18 protein-coding genes are annotated in these 25887 nt (G+C 55.7%); 13 read left to right on the forward strand and 5 right to left on the reverse strand.

What is annotated here, in order from left to right:
- Window positions 1-268: 268 nt before the first annotated feature.
- The 4 genes from ACEN9Q_RS03050 to ACEN9Q_RS03065 form a co-directional block, all read right to left on the reverse strand.
- On the reverse strand, window positions 269-649 hold the full coding sequence (locus ACEN9Q_RS03050) for a hypothetical protein (RefSeq protein ID WP_495627313.1): 381 nt from the start codon (window positions 647-649) through the stop codon (window positions 269-271).
- Complete coding sequence (locus tag ACEN9Q_RS03055) at window positions 646-1161, reverse strand: hypothetical protein (RefSeq protein WP_495627314.1); 516 nt, start codon at window positions 1159-1161, stop codon at window positions 646-648. The genes ACEN9Q_RS03050 and ACEN9Q_RS03055 overlap by 4 nt, the downstream gene beginning before the upstream one ends.
- A 10-nt stretch (window positions 1162-1171) precedes the next feature.
- Window positions 1172-1669 (reverse strand): Hcp family type VI secretion system effector, encoded by a 498-nt coding sequence (locus tag ACEN9Q_RS03060; RefSeq protein ID WP_495627315.1) that lies wholly within the window; start codon window positions 1667-1669, stop codon window positions 1172-1174.
- A gap of 541 nt (window positions 1670-2210) precedes the next feature.
- Window positions 2211-2507 (reverse strand): helix-turn-helix domain-containing protein, encoded by a 297-nt coding sequence (locus ACEN9Q_RS03065; RefSeq protein ID WP_495627316.1) that lies wholly within the window; start codon window positions 2505-2507, stop codon window positions 2211-2213.
- A gap of 488 nt (window positions 2508-2995) precedes the next feature.
- Here ACEN9Q_RS03065 and ACEN9Q_RS03070 point away from each other — a divergent pair, with 488 nt between their 5' ends.
- Together ACEN9Q_RS03070 and ACEN9Q_RS03075 are read left to right on the forward strand one after the other, a co-directional pair.
- Window positions 2996-3895 (forward strand): CAP domain-containing protein, encoded by a 900-nt coding sequence (locus ACEN9Q_RS03070; protein ID WP_495627317.1) that lies wholly within the window; start codon window positions 2996-2998, stop codon window positions 3893-3895.
- Window positions 3896-3984: 89 nt separating this feature from the next.
- Complete coding sequence (locus ACEN9Q_RS03075; protein ID WP_495627318.1) at window positions 3985-4617, forward strand: hypothetical protein; 633 nt, start codon at window positions 3985-3987, stop codon at window positions 4615-4617.
- Window positions 4618-5287: 670 nt separating this feature from the next.
- Here the strand turns inward: ACEN9Q_RS03075 and mobV are convergent.
- Complete coding sequence (gene mobV, locus ACEN9Q_RS03080) at window positions 5288-6337, reverse strand: MobV family relaxase (RefSeq protein ID WP_495627319.1); 1050 nt, start codon at window positions 6335-6337, stop codon at window positions 5288-5290.
- Window positions 6338-7332: 995 nt separating this feature from the next.
- Between mobV and ACEN9Q_RS03085 the strand changes: the two genes are divergently transcribed.
- From ACEN9Q_RS03085 to brxL, 11 genes are read left to right on the forward strand one after another with little or no spacing between them, the layout of a single operon-like run.
- Window positions 7333-8232 (forward strand): helix-turn-helix transcriptional regulator, encoded by a 900-nt coding sequence (locus ACEN9Q_RS03085; RefSeq protein ID WP_495627320.1) that lies wholly within the window; start codon window positions 7333-7335, stop codon window positions 8230-8232.
- Window positions 8229-8840, forward strand: a complete 612-nt coding sequence (locus tag ACEN9Q_RS03090) for a DUF1819 family protein (RefSeq protein ID WP_495627321.1) — start codon at window positions 8229-8231, stop codon at window positions 8838-8840. The genes ACEN9Q_RS03085 and ACEN9Q_RS03090 overlap by 4 nt, the downstream gene beginning before the upstream one ends.
- Window positions 8837-9493, forward strand: a complete 657-nt coding sequence (locus ACEN9Q_RS03095) for a DUF1788 domain-containing protein (protein WP_495627322.1) — start codon at window positions 8837-8839, stop codon at window positions 9491-9493. Before ACEN9Q_RS03090 ends, ACEN9Q_RS03095 begins: the two co-directional genes overlap by 4 nt.
- A gap of 11 nt (window positions 9494-9504) precedes the next feature.
- The gene (gene brxC / locus ACEN9Q_RS03100) at window positions 9505-12969 is read left to right on the forward strand and encodes a BREX system P-loop protein BrxC (RefSeq protein WP_495627323.1); all 3465 of its coding nucleotides are present in this window, start codon (window positions 9505-9507) and stop codon (window positions 12967-12969) included.
- A gap of 7 nt (window positions 12970-12976) precedes the next feature.
- Entirely contained in the window at window positions 12977-14785 is a 1809-nt protein-coding gene (gene pglX, locus ACEN9Q_RS03105; protein WP_495627324.1) for a BREX-1 system adenine-specific DNA-methyltransferase PglX, read from the forward strand.
- Entirely contained in the window at window positions 14782-15927 is a 1146-nt protein-coding gene (locus ACEN9Q_RS03110; RefSeq protein WP_495627325.1) for an AAA family ATPase, read from the forward strand. Before pglX (ACEN9Q_RS03105) ends, ACEN9Q_RS03110 begins: the two co-directional genes overlap by 4 nt.
- Window positions 15924-16469: a hypothetical protein gene (locus tag ACEN9Q_RS03115; RefSeq protein WP_495627326.1), complete on the forward strand. Its 546-nt coding sequence runs from the start codon at window positions 15924-15926 to the stop codon at window positions 16467-16469. The genes ACEN9Q_RS03110 and ACEN9Q_RS03115 overlap by 4 nt, the downstream gene beginning before the upstream one ends.
- On the forward strand, window positions 16466-19483 hold the full coding sequence (locus ACEN9Q_RS03120; protein ID WP_495627327.1) for a reverse transcriptase domain-containing protein: 3018 nt from the start codon (window positions 16466-16468) through the stop codon (window positions 19481-19483). Before ACEN9Q_RS03115 ends, ACEN9Q_RS03120 begins: the two co-directional genes overlap by 4 nt.
- A complete protein-coding gene (gene pglX / locus ACEN9Q_RS03125) occupies window positions 19480-21252 on the forward strand; it encodes a BREX-1 system adenine-specific DNA-methyltransferase PglX (protein WP_495627328.1) in 1773 nt (590 codons plus the stop codon). Before ACEN9Q_RS03120 ends, pglX (ACEN9Q_RS03125) begins: the two co-directional genes overlap by 4 nt.
- A 6-nt stretch (window positions 21253-21258) precedes the next feature.
- Window positions 21259-23766 carry a BREX-1 system phosphatase PglZ type A gene (pglZ, locus tag ACEN9Q_RS03130; RefSeq protein WP_495627329.1) on the forward strand — a complete coding sequence of 836 codons (2508 nt, stop codon included), beginning with the start codon at window positions 21259-21261 and terminating at the stop codon, window positions 23764-23766.
- A 22-nt stretch (window positions 23767-23788) separates the two neighbouring features.
- The gene (gene brxL / locus ACEN9Q_RS03135) at window positions 23789-25867 is read left to right on the forward strand and encodes a BREX system Lon protease-like protein BrxL (RefSeq protein ID WP_495627330.1); all 2079 of its coding nucleotides are present in this window, start codon (window positions 23789-23791) and stop codon (window positions 25865-25867) included.
- Window positions 25868-25887: the final 20 nt, after the last annotated feature.

Here is a 25887-nt window from a genome sequence, read left to right on the forward strand (position 1 = left end):
CGCGCAACATCCACGGGGATCTGAATTTCTCCTTCGTCTACAGCTCGCTTGGCATTCCGCAGGCGGCAGACCGGCGGTGTATCTGCAGCAACCTGCATTAAAAGCGGGTCGACCAGCATTCCTGTTGATTTCCGTCTAGGAATGACTGCAACTTATACTCCTAACAAATCAGCATTCGCTGAAATGCATGTATTGATCCGGGCAGACTTGCATTTCATCTCCGTGAACCAGAATTATTTGAACTTGACCGCGCCAGCAAAAATGCCGCTCAACAAATCGTCCCGTATGTGCTCTTACCTGTCGGAACGTCAAGGCCGAAGTAGCAGGAATACCCGTCGCCCTTTTGCCAGACGCACATGAGGTGCCCTCGGAGCCGCGTTCGATGATCTGGGCCTTCTCCGCAGGCGTCCTTCCTGTCTGGTCCGATCTGGTCGAACAAGTCCTTCGCAAGAGGCCCGGTGAACATCAGCGACACTTTTCGGTCCTTCGCGGTCGGCGGCACTGTATCACCCAGCTCCCCGCCGTATACGTAGTAATCGCCCTTGAGGGGCTTTGCCTGGTATCGGCCGCCCGCTTCCTTTTGGTCGGCAGCGTGGGCAAGAGAAGCCAGCGCGAAGGCGCAGGCGAGGCATACGAGTCGTGTTTTCATGAGCGCTCCCACAGACCAACGTGAAGGTGATCGTCGTGCTTTGGCCATGCCGTCATACGCGGATCGCCAACGATCGCGCGTAGCTCCTTGTCGTTGAAGTAGATGACCCTAACCAGCGGATGCCGCAAAAACAAGTGGACCAGCTTGATCGTAGCCGCCTGGTCATAGACCGACTTATCCCTGTAAGAGCAGCGTGCCGCCTGGCCGGTCATGTGGTCCTTGCGCACCGGCCGGATATCCATCTCGATGCCTTTCTGATGGGTGGCGTGCTCGTACTTGACTCCGCCAGCGAGGCTGATGTTCCCGATGCCGAATTTCCGGTCGTCCATGGCCGCCCACTCTCGCTCAACCGAGAAAATCACGGACAGCATGTTGGGATGGGCGTACTGCGCCAGGTGGCCGGTGCCCGGCATGTTGTTGACATTACCGTACACGTAGTAGCCAGCTTCCTCGGGCGCCTGAGGCAGCATGTACCAACCTTGCTGATCCCTCGGTTGAATCGGGATAGGCATGGCCAGCTCCTCACGCGCATGACTTCCGGCTGGCGAGGTCCCAGCCTCCCGCCGTGCTGCCGGCGCTGCCGCCGCTGATGCCTTGCTTCGTGTACGACCACTTCACCTTGGAAAAGCACAGGCCGATCTCATCCTGGACGACACCGCCTCCATCACGCATCACTTGGTCCATGTGGGACAGCATCACGTTCTCCAGCTCGACCTGGTAGTACTTGATCCGCTTTCCGTCGCCGTCGGCCCGCATGAATTCGATCTTGGCCTTGGGGATTGTCTTGCCTGTCGAGCAGTGCTGCATCAAGACCGGCGAGGCGAGATCCACGAGCTTGGTGAAGCTCATGGTGCGGTGCTCGGAGTGGCCCACGGTGTGGCCGCCGGCCGTGGATACGGTAGCGCTCCTGGGCTGCGTCACGCCCCAGTGAGCCGAAGTGATCTCGATCCAGCCTTGGTGGCCGGCGTCGCTCGATTCGCCCTTGATGCCATCGATTTGTAGGTATGCGTCAGTTGCCATGTTTCCTCCAAAATTAGTTAGTGAATTCGAGGACATTGTTGTCTGATATTCACAACATCGAATGAGGAAGCGTCAAGCGTGGTGCAGAAAACGAAGGTTTATTGGATTCCCGTGCGAACCTAGCTTCCCGTGCGAACCTAGCGTGCGGAAATAACCGTTAAACGGGCCCTTGAGGTTACCGATGATCGCGGCGCTGGCAATGAGCCGAGTTCGGTTTTCGCCATTGCTCATGCGCTGCGACTGCGAAACGCCGCGGGGGTAAGCTGGTCGGCGCGTTCGGAAAACCGCATTCGCCGCCGGAGCGTCGTGCGCAGGCAGTGGTGCTGCACTGATCGATCTAGGACGGAAGCGAAACGGGCATCGTTAATCGTGCAGTCATGCATAACAACCGCGAGGCGAACTTCTTTACGGGTTGGGTGCGTTTGTTCGAGATACCTGTCCGCTGAAGGATTTGAGCGCCAGGTGGGCATTGATGAAGCGTTTCTTGAGTTGCCTTACGCGCTCATCTTTTGCTGGTGAGGAGAGCGGTTTGTTGAAGGCTCTAGAGTTGAGGACTGGACTGGAACACCTCGTTAAGCTCTTTAAGAATTTGCGCCAACAAGCTTTCGGAAGCCGGCATGTCCCATTGCCCAAGATATGCCAGTGCGACGAGGGTAAGTGGATGAACTCCCAGTGGGACGACAAGATCATCAATTTTCTGCAAAGTCGGCTGTTTGATACCTCGTTCTAGCTCACTTATGTAAGTACGGCCGGAGTAAAGTGCAAAGTCCTCCTGCGTAAGCCCCCGGGCAAGTCTTACCGCTTTAAACGCGGCACCAAACTGATTTAGATGCTTCATGTCGCTCCAATATTTGGAGGGCCATGAGACTACATTGCATGCTATAGTGCTACACGCTATAGCGTGCGAAAGAGATGCCTCTGTGCAAGTTTCAAGAGGTCCAAATTTGAAGGTTTCTACAGCACGGTGATCCGCCTGTTTCTTGGTTAATCAAACTGGGCAAGATCAAGCAAACAAATGCTGGAAGGCGCCTGGCTTGAGTTGGTTTCTTGCACAGAAAAACTCCGCGGAAGTGAATGCTCGACGCGTCAAATGAGAGGTGATCGGAGTTGTCTTCGCCAAAACCCAAACCCTAAATTCTAACTAGATCAATGGATAAAAAATCTAAGCAACATTACGACCTAAAGCTCTTGGTTTCAGGCGTAGTTATAGCTGCTCTTGCTGGTTGCGGTGGTGGCGGTGGCAGCTCGGCCCCGGCCACGAGCACCCCGGTCGCAACCACTCCGAACACATCGACCCCGGCAACCCCATCGACCCCGGTCAGCACCGTGCAGGCGGCTGAACTGCAATCCGCAACGCCGGCAGCGTACCCGGCCGGCAGCGTGCAAGCCATTGCCTTCACCGAATTCAACGCCTTCCGCGCTATCGAGGGCCTCGGCCCAGTGCGCCAGAACGCCAACATCGACATTGCAGCCAAGAACCACGCTGCCTACGTCCAGACAAACATGAGCGGTGCCGACGCGCACCACGAAATCGCAGGCAATCCGGGCTTCACCGGCGCTGAGCCGGGTGATCGCGTGATCGCAGCCGGATACGCGAGCGTCTACACCACGGAAGTCATTGCCTTCGAGGGTATCCAGATGACATCCGTGCAAACCCTGCTGAGCACCGTGTACCACCGCAACGCGATGATGACCCAGGGGCTGACGGACGTTGGCATCGCACCGGGCAACGACAGCGGCCCGAGCTACATCGATGCGGGCTACATCAAGCAGCAGAAGAACGCTGGTGACTACGTGGGCGTGTTCCCGTACGACAAGCAGTCCGGCGTGCCGATGACGCACCACACCGAGTCGCCGAATCCGTTCTACAAGGAATTCGATATGACGCAGGCGAACGTCTGCGCCAAGACCAGCTACCCGATCAGCATCGCCACCGAAACCAGCACCATCCTGAAAGTGACCACCTTCACCGTGACGCCGGAAGGGCAGAGCACCCCGTTGGACGTACGCCTGATGACCCGCGACAGTAGCGACCAGAACTTGCAGTACCTGGGCGCCAACGTTGCCTACATCGTCGGCAAGGCACCGTTCACGCCGGGCACGAAGTACACCGTGCACTTCGTCGGCACTGCCACCGGCAAGGCAACCGGCACCGCAGATGGTCTGGCGATCGACAAGACCTGGACCTTCACGACCGACACCAAGGACGTGATGGGCTGTCATTAAGATTTTTCCGCTAGCGCGGCCTCGGTTGCTGATATGGAATCAATGGTCACCCGAAAATTGCATCTTATTAATAAGGAGATAACATAGCCATGAACGATATTGGAATGGGGATCGCTGAAGCTGCGCTAAATGGATTTCGTTTGGGTAAGCGAATTCAGCAAGAACAGGCACTGCAATCCTGGCAGGACTACGCTGCAGAGCTCGAGAGGCACCTTCATGAAATGCGTCAGAGACTGGCAGATACTAACGTCGAAGTTGATAAATATCTGTGCTTCTATTCTATCTCCCAAGAGCGCCTTAATGCTTCGCACGAAAAGAACATTGAACTTGAGCGATTTATAGCGGAGAAGAACAAGCGATTTGAGGCTGTTATGTCGGCACATCATGGATGCCTCGACACCTTTCAGAAATCGTTAGCGGAGAAAGATCAAGAGATTAAGTACTGGAAGCGAGCCGCCGACGACAAAAATAGGTCAAACGATACCTTGACATCGATCTTGAAGAATGTTTCTGCCAAGGCCGCTGCACTTGATAGACTCTATGAAATGTTAGTGGAAGAGGCGACTAGACTTTATGGTGCCGATAGATTCGAAAGCCTGGATGGCGAGAAAATTAGCCAGGAAGTGGAAAACGCACGCATAAAATTTGAGGAGACAGGGAAGCTTTCATATGCTCCGAAAGTGGATGCCATACGAAAACAAATTCGGCTGAGTTGGAAATAGACTAATATTGGTGCAATTAATTTGATAGTATATTGAAAGGCAGTTGCAATTTTTTTGGTCTGGCAAATAGGGGGCAGCTTTGATTCATACTTATACCAAATTGTACAAAGATGCGGTGTTCAGGAATTACTCCGTATCGATCAGAGTATATTGCCGCAAAGGCGAGTCTGGGTATTCTGCTGAAGTTATTCTTTACTATGGATTGAACGAGGATAATCAGGGTAGGCCTCCTAAACTGTTGTTTTCCAAGCGAAATACAACTGAGCTCGAGCATCTACTCAAAGAGTCCACGGAAATTTTCAACGCGGCTGTACTGGTTCACCGAATGGTTCTCCGGAAGATGAGCATGGCTGCATCGTTACTAATCATATCGATTTTCTGGAGAATTGTGAAATGGATGCCGACGGACGGATCGGCGCTACTCTGGTCGAGAGGGTTAAAGCTGATGACGTGGAGCTTGAAAATGTAATCAACGAAATTTTGAAGGAACTTTCCAAGAATAATTCTAGCAAAAGATGCCGTTGAGAGTAATTCTGTCTATGGCAATCTAAAGAATATCTAATGAGTTGCGGAGGGTAAGATTCCATTAATTCAGGCTTGTTAAATGCATACATCGGCTCGATCTCGATGCACGTTGGGTTATTGTTCAAAGATTGAACGTCGCGCCGGATTAGTGCGATCTCGGCTTTATCCGTGATTGTATATCATCTGAATGCAACAACCTTTTTAGCCCTTCCGACTTTGTTTCAGCCGCATCTCTCTCGCGTGTAAGCAAACCAATTCTCTTCAAGAAGCTCTTCGCCTGCTCGACCATCCTCGTTAGCTGTGCTTGAAGTCCGTCGATCTGGCGCTGGAAATAGGTCCGCTCCTCTTGTATGGTACGTTGCAACTGCATATTCTCGGCCCGCAGCTTGATCGCTTCTAGCTCAAACTCTCGTGCTTCCTCGACTTCTTGGCGCAGCCGTGTGATGGCTTTAGCCTGTTGAACACGAGCACGTTGCCCCATCAGCACTACGTTTCGGGATTGCTCAATAAGAGTGACGTACTTTAACTGCTCTTCCTCATACTTCTTTAGCTGCTCTCCTGCCTTGCCGGTAATCCTGTCACCGATGGTCGGGGCTGGCAGCTTCGGCGCAATTAATGCCGAGTTTTTTTGGAGGACCGCATTGTATTGTGCTGCAGTCGTATGAACGGCTTTACTGCCTTGCAAACCACGATGGAGGCCGAACGGCGCACCGACGACTTTGGCAAACTCGGTTTGCATTGCTATCATTTTGGCCGGCCCACCGAGAAAGTCTCGCGCAGACAATCGGCCATCTGTTGTCAAAGGAACAATATATGCCACGAGGTGCGGGGAAGTTTCGTCTAATTGGACATTCAAGCACACGACGTTCTCGGCCCCGTGGCGAGCCTTGAGCCAGTCTATAGAGGCTTTTAGGTACTCATTTTGCTGCCGAACCGGGGTTGATTTCCACCACTCTGGAGACGCCGTTATTAGATACTCAATGCATATGACTGCATCGCGCCGTCGCTTCGCCGGCAGCCTGGCATTTACCGAACGCGCTAAAGCTAGTGAAGATTGGGCGCCTTCTGTTTTGTTGAAGTGTGTGCGCTCCTTGTCCGCATTCGGCGTTGGGATCTCGCGGAAGGTATGGCGAGCTGAGCCGACGACTGCACTAATGCTCTTCAGTTTTTGGGTTCGGATAATTGCGAAATTCATCGCTGTCTCCAGGCCCGCAGCCCCCGCGTAGGAACCGCGGTGTACTCACTACACTTTGCTGACGCAAAGTTGTTCGCCCTGCCGGGAGCTAAACCCACCCAACTCCGCGCTCCCGTGAGGGAACTTGGCCGGGTTGCGCCCCGGTGGCGCATGAATATATGCGACTGCATTGCTGTCTCCTGTTGCCATGGTTTCTCTTCTATTGTCCACAATTGGAATAGGCATAGTTATAGCAACGGCGCTCTCGGCGAAAATTTCACACTCGAACGAGAATAAATGCATCACTGTGCTTTAGATGTTTCGCACATATTGCGTGTAGATATATGAACCGTGCTGGCGACATTTAAAATAAATCGGAAATGAAAGCTTCTTCAGTGATCTTGTCCGGCTATTATTGGGCAGCTGACGGCTGAGTGGGCGAACATAAAGGTCATTCTTTGCGTTATGCGGGATTGAGTGCACTATCCTGCTCAAAACAAGCGTAAATTGTCACCATGGACGATCCGCTATTTCAGACGCTCACCCAACTGGCGAACACACTCACCATTCTCGCTCGTGAGCGCGATCTGCTAGCTGTTGCTATGACTCGGTTGACCACCGACGTCGAATACTTACAAGGTGAAGTGTCTATGCTGCGCGAACAAGTTGCCGTACAAGTAGCAGTGAAATCCGCGCCTTATGGTTCACTGGCCAGCGAAACCCGTGAGCATGTCGACACGGCCTGTGCGGCTTATCACCTTGGACGTAAGGTACAGACGCTAAGGAAGTGGGCGTGCTACGAGAACGGACCAGTTCGTCCAATTCGGATCCACGGAAGGCTGCGGTGGGCTGTGACCGACTTGCGCCGACTTGGGTGCCGATAGCACAGGCAGATCGAAACGAGTTGACAATAAAACCACAGCTTTAGGCGCCGGGACCGTATCATTTTGATGCGATGATCTTTCTTTTTGGATATACTGAGCAGCTTCTCTTCTCTCAGCTCGGATGTCCTGACCATGATCGATGACCCGCTTGCACAGCTGCCGTTGCCGCAAAGGGATCGGCTTAAGCATGCCGAGCTGCGTTTGCGCTTCTTGGGGGAATTGCGTCGCCTGGATCTCATGCAGCGTTTCGGCATTCAGTCAGCCGCAGCCTCTCGTGATCTTGCGTTGTACAAGGAACTGGCTCCAACGAATATCGATTACGACAGCAGGGGAAAGCGCTACCTGCTCGGTAACGAATTCAAGCCTCTGTTCCCGACGCCCTCAGAGCAAGTCTTGAGTTGGCTGGCTGAGCAACTGGGCGATGCAATTACGCCATCGTCCGACTCTCTCCTACCTTGTCTCATTCCGTCGCGGCTTTCGCATCCCAATCTGGACGTACTGGCATGCGTCACCCGAGCCATTCATCTAGGACAGGTACTTAGCATTCGCTATCACTCCGTTAGCAGTGGGGCGTCACATCGCGAGATCGTACCGTTTGCCTTGCTCGACACGGGGTTGAGATGGCACGTGCGTGCTTTCGATCGCAAAAGCCAAGCGTTCCGTGACTTCGTACTCACTCGTATTCGTGATCCTCAGCCGCGTCTCGACGATGCTCCGTTGCGCCATGAATTGCCCGAGCACGACGTACAGTGGGCGCGTATCGTGGAACTCGACTTCGTGCCGCACCCCGACCAGCCGCGTCCCGACATCACTTGCATGGATTACGACATGCCCGGTAGCGTTCTGCGTTTGAGACTGCGTGCGGCGTTGGCTGGCTATGCATTGCGCAAGTGGAGCGTGGACTGCTCACCCGACCATAGTCTGCGAGGCCCCGAGTATCGTCTGTGGTTAAAAGACCACCTGGCCCTTTACGGTGTCGAGACCGCTATGTTGGCTCCGGGATATCAGGCCAGCAAGGAGCAAGCCGCATGACTGTGCGTTACCGACTTTCTTTCACTACTGGCGGGCTATTCCTGCAAGAGGCGCCTGCGGTCGCCGCGTGCTACCTGAATCTCAGGGATTGGGTAAAGGCCCGTGACCAGGTGCGACAAGACAACCTCCTCCAAGTACGAACCGCTGCCGCCGCCACGCGCATCAGCAAGGAGGTCACTGCGCGGCTGGAGCATCTGGACGAACTCGAACTTCAAGCGCTGCTGGAGCTGAACCTTCGTGATCGAGCCAATTTGCTTTGGGTAGCGGCCTGTCGTCGCTACGCCTTTATTCGCGATTTCGCCACCGAAGTTCTCCGGGAGCATCACGTGCTAATGCGTCGGAAGTTGTCTTTTGGGGACTATGACAGTTTCTATAATAGTAAGGCGCTTTGGCATGCAGAGCTCGATGACATTGCCACGTCCACCCAGCACAAACTGCGGCAGAACCTATTTCGCATGTTGCGGGAAGCCGATCTGGTCTCGGAGCAGCACATGATCCAGCCAGCTTTGCTCAGTCCGCATCTTGCGCATCTTCTGGCCAATCGCAGCGAACAAGAACTGCTCGTCTTTCCGGCTACAGACAGCGATATTCAAAGATGGCTTCAATGAACCAAAAGATTAGTCAGCAACCGTTAGCCAACCGATTTGAACATCTGATCAAAGTGATTGGTAGCGAGCGATTTTTGCAGATGCGCGGGCTAAACAACGATCTGCCCTTCTACATCTGCGAGTTTCGCGCCAGCGAAGCCTTTGAAATGCAACGCTTTCAACGGCAGCTCATCAGTTCCTTGGCCAATCTTAGCGTACCGTGCTTGGGTGGACGCGGTGTCAGGGTGCTGGACATTAATTTGTACGACCTCAGCATCGAGCTGCTGCAGGCTCGCGAAGGCAGCGGAGATGGTAGCCGGCTTTGGGACGAACTTCTTGCTGTCGAAGCCGATGTTGAAAAGGATAACTTGCTCGAACTGCTGCAGAACGTGCTCGGTATCGAGGACTACCTGATCCCTGCCATCGGCGAGCAATTGCAGCAAGCTGACTTTGACGTGCTATTCCTGTCAGGCATCGGTGAGGTCTTTCCCTACATCCGATCGCATAACGTGCTCAACAACCTGCAAAGCACCGCCAAGAACAAGCCCACTGTGTTGTTCTTCCCTGGCGAATACCGTCATTCGCTGGAGCAGGGTGCGTCGCTGGAGCTGTTTGGACTGTTGCACGACGACAAGTACTACCGTGCCTTCAATATTTTCGAGACTCAGGCTTGAGGAAACACCCGATGGAACTTAACCGCATTTTTTTGCATCCAGTCAGCCGTCCGATAGAAGGTGTTATCAAGGCCGACGATGAATCGAGCCTTTATGTGGAGCTCAACGAGTATGTGCTTACAGACGAGGTCGCCAAGCGACTGGAGCATTTTCTTGATGCCTATAACAGCTACCATGGTGCGAACGGCGTCTGGGTCTCGGGCTTCTTTGGCTCGGGTAAGTCACATCTGTTGAAGATGCTGGCCTTGATGCTGGAGAACCGCGCCATCGATGGTACCTCCGCACTCGACATCTTCCTTCCCAAGATCCCGAAGGAGGACGAGCTGCTGCGCGCAGCCTTGAAGAAGGCCATTTCAATCCCTTCAAAAAGCATCTTATTTAACATCGACCAAAAGGCCGACATCATTAGCAAGAGCCAGAGTGACGCCTTGCTCTCGGTCTTCGTCAAGGTCTTCAACGAGACGTGTGGGTACTTCGGCAAGCAGGGCTACATCGCGCAGTTCGAACGAGACCTGGACAGCCGGGAGCAGTTGAATGCGTTCAAGGACGCTTACCAGCGCTTGGCCAACAAACCTTGGGAACGTGGCCGAGAACAGGCGCTGCTGGAATCGGGCAACATTGCCCGCGCTTATGCCGAGATTACCGGGGAAGATCCGACCTTGGCTAAGGGCATTCTGGACAAGTACCGCGCACAGTACAACGTCTCCATCGAAGACTTCAGTCAACAGGTCAAGGCATGGCTGGACAAGAAGCCAGCCAACTTCCGCCTCAACTTCTTCGTGGACGAGGTGGGGCAGTACATCGCCGATAACACCAAGCTGATGACCAACCTGCAAACCGTGGCAGAAAGTCTGGCCACAAAGTGCCAAGGCCGCGCATGGATCATCGTTACCGCCCAGGAGGACATGAACTCCGTGCTGGGGGACATGAACAAGCAGCAGAGCAACGACTTCTCAAAGATCCAGGCCCGCTTTGCCAACCGGCTCAAGCTCACCAGTGCCGACGTGGCCGAGGTGATTCAAAAGCGCCTGCTCACCAAGAATGAGATTGGCACTGAGCTGCTGGTCAGCACCTACGACCAGCAGCTCAACAATTTCAAAACCTTGTTCGAGTTCGCTGACGGTGGTCAGCAGTACATGAATTTCCGGGACGCGGAACATTTCACCTATTGCTACCCCTTCGTGCCCTATCAGTTCCCGCTGTTCCAGGCCTCCATTCGAGGCATCTCGTTGCACAACGGTTTCGAAGGTAAGGCCAACTCGGTGGGCGAGCGCTCTATGCTCGGCGTGTTCCGAGAAGTAGCGATTGCCATCGACCAGGAGCCGGTTGGCCAGCTGGCTACCTTTGACCGTATGTTCGAAGGTATCCGTGGCGCGCTCAAGAGCGCGATCCAGAGTGCGATCAACAATGCCGAGCGCCATCTGGGCGACCCTTACGCCGTGCGCGTCCTTAAGGCGCTCTTCTTGGTCAAATACGTCAAGGAGTTCAAGGCCACGCTGCGCAACCTCAGTGTGCTGATGCTGGAGCGCTTTGGCGACGACCTGCCCGCGCAACGCAAGCGCCTTGAAGCTGCACTCAACCTGCTGGAACAGCAGACTTACATCCAGCGCAATGGCGATGTCTACGAGTACCTGACCGACGAAGAAAAAGACATCGAAGAAGAGATAAAGAACACCGAGGTCGAGACAGCCGACATCCTCAAGGAGTTGGAAACCCTGCTTTTCGATGGCGTCATCAGGCAGCGCAAGATCCGCCACAGCAACGGTCAGGATTACGCCTACACCCGTAAGATGGATGACCGCGCGCTCAGCCGTGAGCACGAGCTGGCTATCCACATTATCACGCCGCTCTCCGATAACTTCGACAACATCACCCTGCAGCGCATGCAAAGCATGGGACGTGATGAGTTGCGAGTGGTCTTACCAGCCGACGTGCGCTTTATGCAGGACCTGACAATGTACAAGCGCACCGAGAAGTACATCCGGCAGAACAGCAACACTACACAAGAAGCGGTCAAGCGCATTTTGGATGCCAAGGGCTTCCAAAACACCGAACGCTTAAACGACCTGCAAGTGCGTGCCCGTAGCCTGTTGGGGAAAGCCACACTCATCATCAACGCGGCGGATGTGGATGTCAGCACCGAAGACGGCCAGACCCGGGTGCTCAAAGGCTTTGAACATCTGCTGCAAACCACCTACCCCAACCTGCGCATGCTGCGCGATGTGCCATTCAACGAGGCAGACATCGGCAAGCACCTGCGTATGGTGGAAGACGGGCTGCTAGCCAATGACGCCACCAGTCTCACCGAGCCTGAACAGGAACTGCTGGCCTTCATTCAAGGCAACGCTCGGGGGGGAGTGCGCACTACCGTCAAGAGCTTAATCGAGCGTTTCGAGCGCAAGAACTACGGCTGGTACTACGCTGCCATTCTTTGCAACCTGGCCCTGTTGTGCGCGCGCGGCAAGGTCGAGGTCAGGCAAGACAGTAATCCGCTGGAGCATGACGCTCTGGAGCGTAGCCTGCGCAACACCAATGCCCATGCCTCGCTAGTGCTTGAGCCACAGGTTGAATTCAGCGCTTCGCAAGTACGCACACTAAAAGAGTTCTTTGCCGACTTCTTCGACAAGCCGGCTAGCAGCAACGAGGCACGTGCGCTGGCTCGCGAGACTATCGATGCGCTGAAGGACCTGGAGATCGAACTGGCCGACCTGCATGGCCAGAAAGCGCAGTTGCCGTTCCTGAGCGTGCTGACCCCGGTGCTGGCCACGCTGAAAGACATGGCAAGCAAGAACCCCAATTGGTTCCTGATCGACCTCGCCCGCGCCGAAGACGCCTTACTCGACACCAAAGAAAACATTATCGAGCCATTACGGCGCTTCATGAACAGCCCACAGCGTGCCATCTTTGAGCATGCTCGCTTGCTCGTCGCCGAGCAGGAGGACAACTTTGCCTATGTGGGCGCGGCCGAAGTGGAGGCTGTTCGTAACCTGCTGGCCGACAGCAAACCCTGGCAAGGCAATCGTCTGCAGCAGCTCAAGCCGCAGCTGGATGCCCTACAGCAAGACGTCTCCAACCAGTTGGCCAGTGAAAAGGAAGCCGCCATCAACCACCTTGCAGAACTGGAACAAAGACTGCAAGCCACCGAGGCGTATGGCCGTCTTAGCTCCACCCATCAGTCGCAGCTGAGCCAACCTTTTGCTGATGCCCGCCTTGCGCTGCAAGGCCAGAAGCGCATTGCCATGATCCGCGATCAACTGCGGCACTTCGAGGACAGCCGCTTTCCACAACTATTGGTGCAACTGGAGCAATGGGCCGAGCCCGCGTCACCTGAGCCCAAACTGGTGCCCGGCCGCACCATCAAAGTCAGTTACGCCAAGCCCTGGCTCACCAATGAGGCTGAGCTCGATGACTACCTGAACAAACAGCGCGAAGCTTGGCTGAGGGAAATCCTGGCTGGCAACCGCGTGCAGATCTAAGCTGGCCATGGACATAAGCAAACTCAAAAAATTCGCCCGGTTCGCCCGACGCACCTTGGGCGAGCAAGTCGGCGCAAAGCTGGCCCTGGTGTTGTCTGAAGCCAGTGCCGCGCGTCGCGAGAGCGCGGCGGCGGTCAAGACGCTGGAAGACGCCATCAAGAGCCATGGCAAGGAACAGGTCATCGAACGTGTGGCTTACATCTGGTTCAACCGCTTCTGCGCGCTGCGCTTCATGGATGTGAACCGCTATACGCGCATCGGCATCGTGTCGCCCGCTGAAGGTCAGTTCCAGCCCGAGATCTTGCTGGAAGCCAAGATGGGCCATATTGACGAAGAGATGGTGCAGGTCAAGACGAGCCAGCAGATTGCCGACCTGCTAGCTGGCAAAAGTCCCAGCCACGACCCGCAGGGCGAGGCCTATCGCCTGCTGGTCGTGGCCGCCTGCAACGCCTGGCATAAGGCTATGCCTTTTCTGTTCGAGCACATCGACGATTTCACTGAGTTGCTGATGCCCGACGACCTGCTCTCGGGTAACTCCATCCTGGCGTACACCCGTGAGGCCATGACGTCGGATGCATGCCAAGATGTGGAAGTCATTGGCTGGCTGTACCAGTTTTACATCTCCGAGAAGAAAGATGCCGTCTTTGAAGGGCTGAAGAAAAACCAGAAAATTTCCCCGGACAACATCCCCGCTGCCACCCAACTCTTCACGCCGCACTGGATCGTGCGCTATCTGGTGGACAATTCGCTGGGCCGCCTGTGGATGCTCAATCGGCCAAATTCCCGGCTGGCCGAGCAGATGGCCTACTACATCCCACCTGAAAAACTGGAAACCGACTTCCTCAAGATCAAGTGCCCGGAAGACATTAAGGTCTGCGACCCTGCGTGCGGCTCGGGCCACATGCTCACCTATGCCTTTGACCTGCTGTACGCCATTTACGAAGAAGAAGGCTACGACGCGGCCGAGATCCCGGAGAAGATCCTCACCCACAACCTCTTCGGCATCGAGCTGGACGAGCGTGCCGGCGAGTTGGCCGCTTTTGCGCTGACCATGAAGGCCCGCGCCCGTCAGCGTCGTTTCTTCAACAAGCGCGTAAAGCCCCACATCACCGTACTGGAGAAAGTGAACTTCACCGATGAAGAGCTGGACGAGTACATGGCCCATGTTGGTCGCGACCTGTTCACCCACGGCCTGCGTGAGACGCTGCAACAGTTTAGCGAGGCTGACAACTTCGGTTCGCTGATCGTGCCCAAGGTGGGCAATGTGGAAGATGTGCTGGCGACGTTGAAAGCTAAGGATATGGTCGGCAACCTGTTCTTGGCGGAGACGCATCAGCGCGTGCTGAGCGTGCTGCACATGGCTGAAGCCCTGAGCCCACGCTATGCGGTGGTAGTCGCCAACCCGCCCTACATGGGTGGTAAAGGAATGAATGGGCGCTTGAGCACCTGGGCCAAAGAGACCTACCCCAACAGCAAGTCCGACCTGTTTGCAATGTTTATTGAGCGCAACCTGGACCTCTTGGTGAAACGTGGTGCGGTTGCCATGATCACCATGCAGAGCTGGATGTTCCTGTCATCGTTCGAGGAGCTGCGCAGCCGCATCCTGAATCAGCACACCATTGTCTCGATGGCGCATCTAGGCGCGCGGGCATTCGACAGCATTGGCGGCGAAGTGGTATCTACCACGGCTTTCGTGCTGGAGAATACTCACAAACCCGAGTATCGGGGGGCATACCTGCGCCTGGTCGATGGCAATTCGGAAGCAGAAAAGATGGAGATGATGGCCAAGGCCATCGCTCAAGGCAGGGCTGCATGATCACCAACCTGCGGCTCAAGAATTTCACCGCCTTCACTGAGTTGGCCATCGAGTTCTCTCCGGGCATCAACATCGTCATCGGCGAGAACGGCACAGGCAAAACCCAGCTGCTCAAGGCCATTCTGGCACTGAGCGGGTCGAAGGCGGGTGGGGAGCAGGCGGGTGAACAACTGACGCGCAAGCTGTGCCGGCTTTACCTCCCACTTAGTGGGCAAGTAGGTGAGCTGCGCCGTGCAGGCACACGGGGAGAGGCCCTGTTGAGCGCTACGTTTGCATCTGGCCAGTCCATCGCCGCTAAGTTCAGCGGCAGCGCCGAGGCGGCCAAGATCAGTACCAATCCGATTGGCGAGGCTTCCCTTGCCATCTTCATCCCGACCAAGGAGGTGCTGTCCTTGGTGCGCGGCCTGACGGCCGAACAGCCCGACCTATCCACCATCATGCGCATCTTCGATGATGGTTATCTGGATTTGGCCTACCAGCTGGTCAAAAAGGGGGGCCACGACCTAAATGCCAAAGTCCAGCTCGACCCACGCTTTGCCAGCATTGTGCCCCGCCTGACCAACTTGATCGGTGGGCAATATACGCTGGAGAGCGGACGTTTCGTTTTCGAGCCGGGCCGCTATGTAGAAACGGATGCCGACGTGCGCAGCAAGGCCCTGCATGCGCAGATGTACCAGGACAGCACCGAATGGAAGTTCGTGCCCAGCAGCAAACATCGTCTGTCCAGCGAAATGACGGCCGAAGGCTTCCGCAAGATCGGTGTGCTGCAACGCCTACTTAGCAACGGCAGCCTCAACCCCGGAATCACTGGCCCACTGCTGTGGGATGAGCCTGAATCTAACCTCAATCCGAAGCTAATAAGGGATCTGGTGCAGGCCCTGATGGAACTCGCCCGCAACGGGCAGCAAGTCATTCTCGCGACGCACGACTACGTACTGCTCAAGTGGTTTGATCTGCTAATGGACAAGGGCAAGGGCGATCAAGTGCGCTTCCACGTGCTTTCACGTGATGCCGATTCCGGTCAGGTGCGCCGGGACAGCATGGACGACTACCGAGCCATTGAGCCGAACGCCATTGCCGACACCTTCAACGAGCTGACTAAAGAACAGGTCGCTCGCAAGATGGGGGCCTTGGGAAAATGAAACTGCGCGAGCGCGACTTGGAAATCGACTTTACAGATGCGATCGACGCAATTATTTTCGACCAGATGACGGCCGACCAACCAGGCTACCACGGCGTCGGGCAAATGCATCGTGTCGATTTCGTGGTCGAGCTTGAGGAGGCGATTGTCTTTGTTGAGGTGAAAGACCCGGGCAATCCTAGAGCACAGGCCGAGGGGCTGGCAAAGTTTCATGGCGAACTGCAAGACGGGACGCTGAGCGACACCTTTGCAGCCAAGTTCATCGATACCTTCCTGTATCGCTGGGCAGAAGAATGCCTGCACAAGCCTGTTCACTACATTAGCCTCGTCACGCTAGAAGACAGCGAACTGCTGCCGAACTTCTCAGACGAGATTGCCAGGAAACTACCCCCGATGGGCAAGTCTGTGCCGCGCTGGAAGCGTCAACTGGCAGAAAACTGCCAGGTGTTCAACATCGAACTGTGGAACGCGAGCTTTCCGAAATGGCCTGCCACGCGCGTCGTGACTGAAGCAGCGAAGAACCGTGCCGGGAGGAATGGATGACTACCCTCCAAGACCTCGGCCTGGCCTACCGCAAAGCCAAGGTGGACCTATACTACTCTTCTCACGCATCGCTAGACGCGATTGCAGACTACGAGGAGAGCCTCCACGCCAAACTCAGCGCCTTGCTGGTAAAGCTTCAAGGCGACGACGAATCCTGGGTCACGCAGCCAGAGTTCCTTGGAGGATGGACGCTGGCCACCAAGTCGGTGGACATGTCGTGCTGGGAGCAATACCGCGAGCAAAATGGCAACGGCCTGATCTTTTCCTCGCCCGCCGAGGAGTGGACACATGCCTGTAGCCTGCTGGCCGAAGGCGACAACCCGCAGAAGCCCAAAGCCGAGTTCCGGGTGATGGCCCAGTGCAGCCTGGACTTCCACGTGCTGTCCACGCTGTGGATGCTAGAGGTCGGTCACCAGTTCGATGCAAGACTGACTGCCGGCGCCTACGGCAACCGCCTGCGCCGTACGCAAGACGGAAAATTAAACGCACTTTCGCTCGGCACTTTTCAGCCCTACCTTAAACCCTTCCGCGACTGGCGCGACAAAGGCATCGAGTCCATGCGCACCGCGCTGGACGCTAACAAGAAGATCGTGGCGCTCACGGCGGATGTCAGTTCGTTCTATCACGAGCTGAATCCCGGCTTCCTGCTCGACCCAGCCTTCGTGGTCGATGTGTTGGGCTTGGAGTTATCTGGCTCTCAAGCCAAGCTGCACCGCCTGTTCATCTGTGCGCTGCAGGCCTGGGCAAAGGAAACGCCTTTGAAGAAGGGCCTGCCCGTCGGGCTGCCGGCTTCAGCTGTGGTGGCGAATGTCGCCCTGGCTGAATTGGATCGAATCGTCGAGCAGCAGCTAGCACCGCTGTACTACGGCCGCTATGTGGATGACATCCTGCTGGTCATGGAGAACGGCGCCAACTTTCGATCTACCACTGAACTGTGGGAGTGGATGTTCTCGCGATCGGGCGGTAAGCTGGGCTGGGTGCCGGGCGAAGAACACAAGCAGATCGGCTTTAGGCCTGCGTATCTGAACGACAGCAAAATCTATTTTGCCAACGCAAAGAACAAGGTATTCATGCTGACCGGCGAGCCAGGCAAGACCTTGGTGGACGCGATTGCCCACCAGGTCCACGAGCGTGCCAGCGAATGGCGCGCGATGCCCCGCTTGCCACGCTCGGCCAGCCATGTAGGCACTGACCTACTCGCGGCCACGCAAAGTGACGGCGAGGCCGCCGACAACCTGCGCAAAGCCGATGCACTGACTATGCGCCGCGCTGGCTTTGCCATCAAGCTGCGCGACTTTGAAGCCTATGAGCGCGACCTGTCGACAGAATCGTGGCAAGCACACCGCCAAGCCTTCTTCCGGGCCTTCGTCCAGCATGTGTTAGTGCTTCCGCAGTTTTTTGATCTGGCGGTGTACCTGCCGCGGGTTATTCGATTGGCAACGGCATGCGAAGACTTCGATGCCCTGCGCAAGATCCTGCGGGCGCTGGAGCAGCTCTGCGCCCAGCTGACCGAGCACTGCACGCTGGGCATTAAAGCCTGTCCGGCCGATAGCGTGCCGCCTTCCTCGGAGCTGATGCGGGTCTGGCAAAAGCAGATGTACACCATGGTACGCGAAAGCATCAGCGCAGCTTTCCCGCCAACGATGTCGAAGCAAGGCAAGGCAACTTGGCAAGCGCACATGGCGGACTACGTGCCTGTGCTGGATCTTGATGCGCTGCTGAACTGGTATGTCTCACCGCAGGGCTTTCAAGCGCAGCAGGCCCGCCTGTTCTCCTTCGACTTGGCCCACATGCCTTTCCGCTTTCTCGGGCTGCCCAAAGAAATGGTGGCTCAGCGTGGCATCCCAGCCAGAAAGACCATCACACATTGCGCTACAGCGCTCGACTTGTTGCCAGAAGCCGTCCTCAACGGGTGCCTGCAGCTCGTAGGTTGGGTCCGGTTTGAGGGCTTGCCGCACGGGCTGCTGTTTGCTACCCGCCCATATAATCTGCCGGAGCTGTTCATCTTGAACAAGTCGGCTTACGACGCTGCGGCGCACGAGGCCATGCAAGCCGTCGTGCTCGCCGTACGTGGCTTCAAGCTGAGCGATGCGGCGCCCCGTTTCGACAAGCACGGCGTGTTACAGATCCCCGATGGCCAACCGCAGCGCCGCTACGCCATTGCCGTCGCCAGCTGGAAAACCCAGATGGCGAGCTGGACGGCCTCGGTCATGCGCATGCCTGACCCGGACGCCCAGCGATACAGCCGCTTGTGCCGCTTGCTCGATAGTGTGATTGCTCAGCCGCAGCACAGCCGGTATCTGGTGCTGCCAGAGCTAGCTTTGCCGGCGCACTGGTTCATCCGCATCGCCCGCAAGCTGCAAGGGCGCGGCATTTCGCTGATCACTGGCATCGAATACCTGCACGCCAGCAAGGCACGGGTGCGCAATCAGGTATGGGCCGCGCTATCGCACGACGGCTTGGGCTTCCCCTCGCTGATGATCTACCGGCAAGACAAACAGCGCCCGGCGTTGCACGAGGAGCAGGAACTTCAGCGCCTGGCCGGCTTGGAGCTTAAGCCAGATAAGGTCTGGAAGACCTTGCCCATCCTGCAGCATGGCGACCTGCGCTTTGCCCTGCTGATCTGCAGCGAACTGACCAACATAGGTTACCGCGCAGCCCTGCGCGGCAAGGTAGATGCGCTATTTGTGCCCGAATGGAACCAGGACACCGAAACCTTCAATGCCCTCGTGGAGTCGGCCGCGCTGGATGTGCACGCCTACATCATCCAGTGCAATGACCGTCAGTACGGCGACAGTCGCATCCGCGCCCCGTTTAAGGAAAGCTGGCAGCGCGACCTGTTGCGGGTCAAGGGAGGTATCACCGACTACTGCGTGGTCGGAGAGATCGACGTGCGGATGCTGCGGCAGTTCCAGAGCAGCCACCGCTCCCCGGGCATGCCGTTCAAGCCGGTGCCGGATGGATTTGAAATTGATTTTGGCCGCAAGGTATTGCCGGCGGGAGAGAATGAATGAGTGGTAACGAGAAGAGTGGCCGTGATCAGGATATAGAGAAGTATTTCTTTCGGGCCTCGGCAGCGGATTTCAAAAAGCTTCCGGGTACTCCAGTGGCTTATTTTGCCTCGAATAGAGTCGGGGAATTATTCCAAGGGCAGCAATCAATTGGTGGCATCTTTAAGCCCCGACAAGGAATGGCTACCACGAACGATGAAATTTTCCTCAGGCTCTGGCACGAGGTGAGTTCATGCAAAACTAATTTTGCTGCAAAGAGCCGTAGCGATGCTAAGCTGAGCAGCAAAAAGTGGTTTCCCTTTCTTAAGGGCGGAGAATTCAGGAAGTGGTACGGAAATAATCAGCATTTAGTCAATTTTCGTAATGATGGCGAAGACGTGTGCTCTTACATTGACAATACACCTGGAGCAAGGGTGAAGTCGAATGGTCGAGTCATCAATCGGGAACTCTATTTCAAAAAGGCATTAACTTGGACTCTTATATCAAGCGCAAGTAGTGCATTTAGGTTTTGTGATGAGGGCTTTGTCCTAGGGCATAAGGGGCCTGCTATTTATTCTGAAGATGGCGACCTTTCAAGTGTCGGCGCCTATCTGAACTCGAAAGTCGCCTTTTTCCTCCTAAAGACTATTTCGCCAACAATAGGATTTGAAGTAGGCCAAATTGCAAAATTGCCGTACATGGAATTGCGGGCCGAACCTAGTGTCCCTGTAAGGTTGAGTAAAAACGACTGGGATTTCTTTGAGAATTCTTGGGGATTTAGCGAACACCCGCTTCTACTGGGTGATTATCGCCAGCCCACACTTAAGGCCAGTTACCAAAAGCTTCGGGCTCACTGGCGCGAAATGACACTGGAAATGCAGCGCTTGGAGGAAAAAAACAACCGAGTCTTTATCGACGCTTACGGTCTGCAGGACGAGCTGAAGCCCGAGGTACCGCTGAACGAAATCACGCTCACCTGCAACCCGCACTATCGCTACGGTGACGATAAGACCGAGGAAGAGCTGGAAGCCCTGTTGCTAGCCGATACCATGCGCGAGTTGGTGAGCTACGCCGTAGGCTGCATGTTCGGTCGCTACAGCCTTGACAAGCCGGGACTGATTCTGGCCAACCAGGGCGAGACGCTAGCCGACTATCTAGCCGAGGTGCCGCAACCCAAGTTCCCGGTCGATGACGATAACGTGGTCCCGTTGCTGGATGGCGACTGGTTCCCGGACGACATTACCTTGCGCTTCCGCCAGTTCCTGCGCGTAGCGTTTGGTGATGCGCATTACGAAGACAACTTGGTCTTCATCGAGCAGGCGCTCAACGTCAAGGGCAAGCGCAATTACAGCCTTCGTGATTACTTCCTGAGCGAGTTCTATGCCGACCATGTGAAGCGTTACAAAAAGCGCCCCATCTACTGGCTGTTCAGCAGCCCCAAGGGCAGCTTCAATGCGCTGATCTACATGCACCGCTACCGCCCGGATATGGTGAGCGTGGTGCTGAAGTACCTGCGCGACTACCGCGAAAAGCTCGTCACCGAAAAGGAGCGCCAGGCTTCTGTGAGCATCAACCCTGCCACCACTCAGGGCGACAAGACACGGGCACTGAAAGAGGCGGACCGCTTGGCCAAGGTGCTGGCCGAGCTTGAGGACTACGAGCGCGATGTGCTCTACCCGCTGGCCACCGAGCAAAAAGCCATCGACCTGGATGATGGGGTGAAGGTGAACTATTCGAAGTTCGGCTTGGCGCTGAAGAAGATTCCGGGGCTAGACGCTAAGGACGAGGATTGACCTGAGATGAGTAACGCAAAGATCCAGCAGGCGCTGAGCAATCTATTTGACAAGCAGCGCATCGTGTTCTGGTATGACACCCGCCGCGAGTTTCGGGCCGACTTCGAGGCGCTGGATTTACCTGGGGTGAAAAAGATCGAGCTGGCCAACAATGAGTTTGGCGTGAAGTACCGCGTTCTGCGCGAGCAACCTGAACAAAAGTTCTTGCTGTTTCGCGATGGTCCCGAACCCGCCTACTTGGAGAACTGGTTGCTGGATGTGCAATTGGCCAGTGGCAGCTCCTTCCGCACTGATCAAGTGGCATTGTGGCTGGCGGAGCTAGAACTGGGTCCCGGGGCCTACCCCTTGTTGGAAGCCCACGCGGCTTTCTTTGAGGCCGCTAAGCGGCGTGAAAGGCTAAAAGAGCTGCTGGAGCCGGGCGACAGCGACAACGCCTTGCGTCAGAAGATGCTCGCCGTTTGTGTGGGCTGTGAGCCGCGCCTTGACGCGATGCTGGAAGCCCTTCTGGCCGAACTTGCTAGCGGCGTCGATACGCGCAGTAAGCTGATGGAGCGCAGCGGCCTGAACGAGCATTTCTGGGAGTTGATGAAGCGCGCCTACGGCTACGTCAGCGAGCAACCTGGGCTTCAGGATTTTGTGATCGAGCTGTTCAAGAGCTGCTTTCTCACTGAGGTGGATGTCGAGTTCAAGCCTCGCATGACATCCGACGCGAAGGTGTTCATCCGGCGCTGGAAAGACAGCCGCGCACACGCGCAGGCCTTCGAGGTGTTGTCCGCCCAGTGTGCAGACATCTTGCAGATCGAGGACAAGCTGCAGGGCTTGGAATACCGGATGCTGATGTCGGTGGATGATTTTGAAGCCATCGACCGCAAGATCCTGAGCGAGCTGGTACGCGAGGTGACATCGCGTACGGTCAGTGCGCAAGAGGTGGAGCAATGGGTACGCCAGCGCCGGCAAGGGCACTGGTTTGATCGCTACCAGCACGTGTACCTAGCCATTGAGCATGCGGCGCAGTTTATGCAGGCGCTGGAACTGACGCAGCTGGATATGGACTCCCTGCCTGATGGCATTCACAAGTATACGCAGACGTGGTTCCGTCTGGACCAGCGTTACCGTAAGTTCATCCACCATGCACGCGAGTCGGGCCAAGCGTCGCTGCTACAGGCACTGAGCCAGCAGATGGAGAACCTCTACACCAACAGCTATCTGTCACAACTGAATGTGCGCTGGCAACGCTTCGTGGACGCTTGCCAACAATGGGAAGCCGCCCCCGTGGTGAGCCAGGCGAACTTCTTTGATCGCTTTGTGCAGCCTTATCTGGAGCGCAAAGGCAAGGTGTGCGTATTGATCTCCGATGCTTTCCGCTACGAGGTGGGGGAGGAGTTGCAGAGCCTGATTCGGCGCGAAGACCGCTTTGATGCGGAGTTGGTTCCTGCACTGTCCTGCCTGCCCAGCTACACCCAGCTGGGTATGGCCTCGCTGCTACCCCACAAGACTCTCCAGATCTTGGAGAACGACAGCGGCGAGGTCATGGCCGATGGAATTAGCGCCATGGGCACCACCAACCGCGCTCGCATCTTGGCTAAGACCGTGCCCGCGTCCACCACGGTGCTCGCGAAAGATGTGCTGGCCATGGGAAAAGAGGATTCGCGGGCCTTAGTGCGCGACCATGAGGTGGTGTACGTCTATCACAACTTGATCGACAAGACAGGGGATACGCGGGACACTGAAGAGCGTGTCTTTGGCGCGGCAGAAGAGACCCTGGATGAGTTGCTGCGGGTGATCAAAAAGCTGGCAAATGCGAATGCGAGCAATATTGTGGTGACCGCGGACCACGGTTTCATTTACCAACACCAACCATTGCAGGACAGTGACTTTCTCAGCACAGAACCCAGCGGCGACGAGATTCTCTACACTAACCGGCGTTTTGTGCTGGGCCGTGGTCTGCGCGAGAGCAGCAGCTTCAAGACTTTTCAGCCCGACCAATTAGGCCTGGCAGGCAACCTACAGCTGCAGATCCCGAAATCGATCAATCGCTTGCGCTCGAAGGGCTCGGGCAGTCGGTTTGTACATGGCGGGGCCACCTTGCAGGAGGTGGTGATCCCGGTGATCAGTATCAACAAGAAGCGCCAGAGCGATGTAGGCAAGGTCGACGTGGAACTGATTGGCGGTGGTGGCAAAACCATCACAACCGGGCAACTAGCAGTGGTGCTCTACCAAACCGAGCCTGTTACGGATAAGCGCCAGCCACGACGTTTGCGCGCCGGCCTGTACACGCTAGCGGGTGAGGCGATTTCCGATGTGCAGGACTTGAGCTTTGACATGACGTCTAGCAACCCACGTGAGCGGGAGGTGGCGGTTCGCTTTATCCTGAGCCGCAAGGCCGACGCTTACAACAATCAGCAGATCGAGCTGCGACTGGAGGAGCCCGTGGACGGGACGTCACACTACACGCGCTACCAGGCCGTGCGTTACACCATTCGCCGTTCGTTCACCAGCGAGTTCGACTTTTAAGGAATAGGACGAGGTACGACCGATGAGCCAATTGGACGACAAGATCAATCAGCACTTTGCTGGGCTGGTGGTCCGCAAGGATCTGGTCAAAATGGTGAAAGGCAATGCCATCGTGCCTACCTATGTGTTGGAGTACTTATTAGGCCAGTATTGCGCCACGAATGACGAGGCCACCATAGAGGCCGGTATCGACACAGTGCGCGAGATCCTGCGCAAGCACTACGTACACCGCAACGAGGCGGGCCTGGTACGCTCGACCATCAAGGAAAAAGGACGACATAAGGTCATCGACCGCATCAGCGTAGCCTTGAACGACAAGTCAGATGCATACGAGGCCGAATTTGCCAATCTGGGCATTAAGAAAGTAATCATCGATTCCGCTACGGTCAAAGCCCACCCCAAGCTACTGGTGGGGGGCGTCTGGTGTATAGCCGATCTCGAGTACTTGTTCACCGAGGATAAAAACGCGTCGCCCTGGATACTGGCCTCGATCAAGCCGATCCAACTCTCCTACTTCGACTTCGATGGTTACGTGGAGGCGCGCAAGCAGTTCTCCACCGATGAGTGGATCGATCTTCTGATCCAGAGTGTGGGCTTCAATCCGCAGATGTTCGGCAAGCGCAATAAGCTTAGCCAGCTGGTGCGGCTGATTCCTTTCTGCGAGCGAAACTACAATCTGATCGAATTGGGGCCAAAGGGTACCGGCAAGTCACACATCTATTCAGAATTTTCACCGCACGGCATCCTGATTTCTGGTGGTGAGGTAACAGTTCCAAAGCTGTTTGTCCACAATGGAACCGGCAAGCTGGGTCTTGTCGGTTACTGGGACGTAGTGGCTTTCGATGAGTTCGCCGGCAAGCAGAAGCGCGTGGATAAGGCGCTGGTAGACATCATGAAGAACTACATGGCGAATAAGTCGTTCTCGCGCGGGGTTGAGACGCTAGGCGCAGAGGCTAGCATGGTATTCGTCGGCAATACTGACCACACAGTCCCCTATATGCTCAAGCACTCTGATCTCTTCGACCCGTTGCCAGATAAGTTTCACGATTCCGCTTTCCTCGATCGTATCCATGGTTACATCCCTGGCTGGGAGGTCGATGTGATCCGCGGCGAAATGTTCTCTAGTGGCTACGGCTTCGTGGTGGACTACGTCGCCGAGATCCTGCGTTCGCTGCGTAACCATGATTTCTCCGATCGATACAAGGCCCGGTTCCGTCTGTCGGATGATATTTCTACCCGAGACCGTGACGGCATCAATAAGACATTTTCAGGCCTGATGAAAATCCTCTTCCCTCACGGAGAAGCCAGCGACGCAGAAATTGAAGATATCCTGCGGGTAGCTATTGAGGGGCGTAAGCGAGTGAAGGATCAGCTCCTTCGGATCGATCAGACCTATCCGGCAGTGCGATTCGCGTACTTCAACTCTCAGGGGACCGAGCGCTTAGTTACCACTCTGGAGGAAGACGAATATCCGAATGCGTACCATCGCCGGGTGGAGATCGGTGGGGCCGAGGTGACACTGGCACAAGGCGTCCCGACTGACGACCCCGCACCAGTGGTAGAAGAAAAAATGTCGGCCACAAGGGGCTCACCGCCGAAGCCCGATGTTGTGCTCAAGGAGCAGCACCTGGTTTTTCAAGAGAATCAGCGTGGCGTAAGTTTCGACAAGTTGTTTGGGCCTTATTTGGTCGGAGCCAAGCGGATCATTGTTACCGACCCCTATCTACGTATATTCCACCAACAGCGTAACTTGATGGAACTGCTCGAGACTGTGAGCAAGTTATCAAGGCTAGAAGACGAGGTAGCGGTGCATGTTGTCACTGTCGAGGATGAGTTTAACGGTGATCGCCAGACCGAGAATTTCCAACGAATGGCGGATGCCTGTGCTGGCATCGGCATTCAGTTCACTTGGGCGTACGACACATCTGGCACCAGGCATGACCGAGATATCACAACTGACCTTGGATGGAAGATCGTACTTAGTCGCGGGTTAGATGTGTTTCAGCGCTTTGATGTTAACGACGTATTCAGCTTCGCAAACCGCGTGCAGCAGCATCGACAGTGTAAGGAGTTTAACCTGACGTTCGTCAAGCTGCAGTGAATACGCTTTGGCGTCCGACT

The organism is Massilia sp. Masssp93 (genome assembly GCF_059491295.1).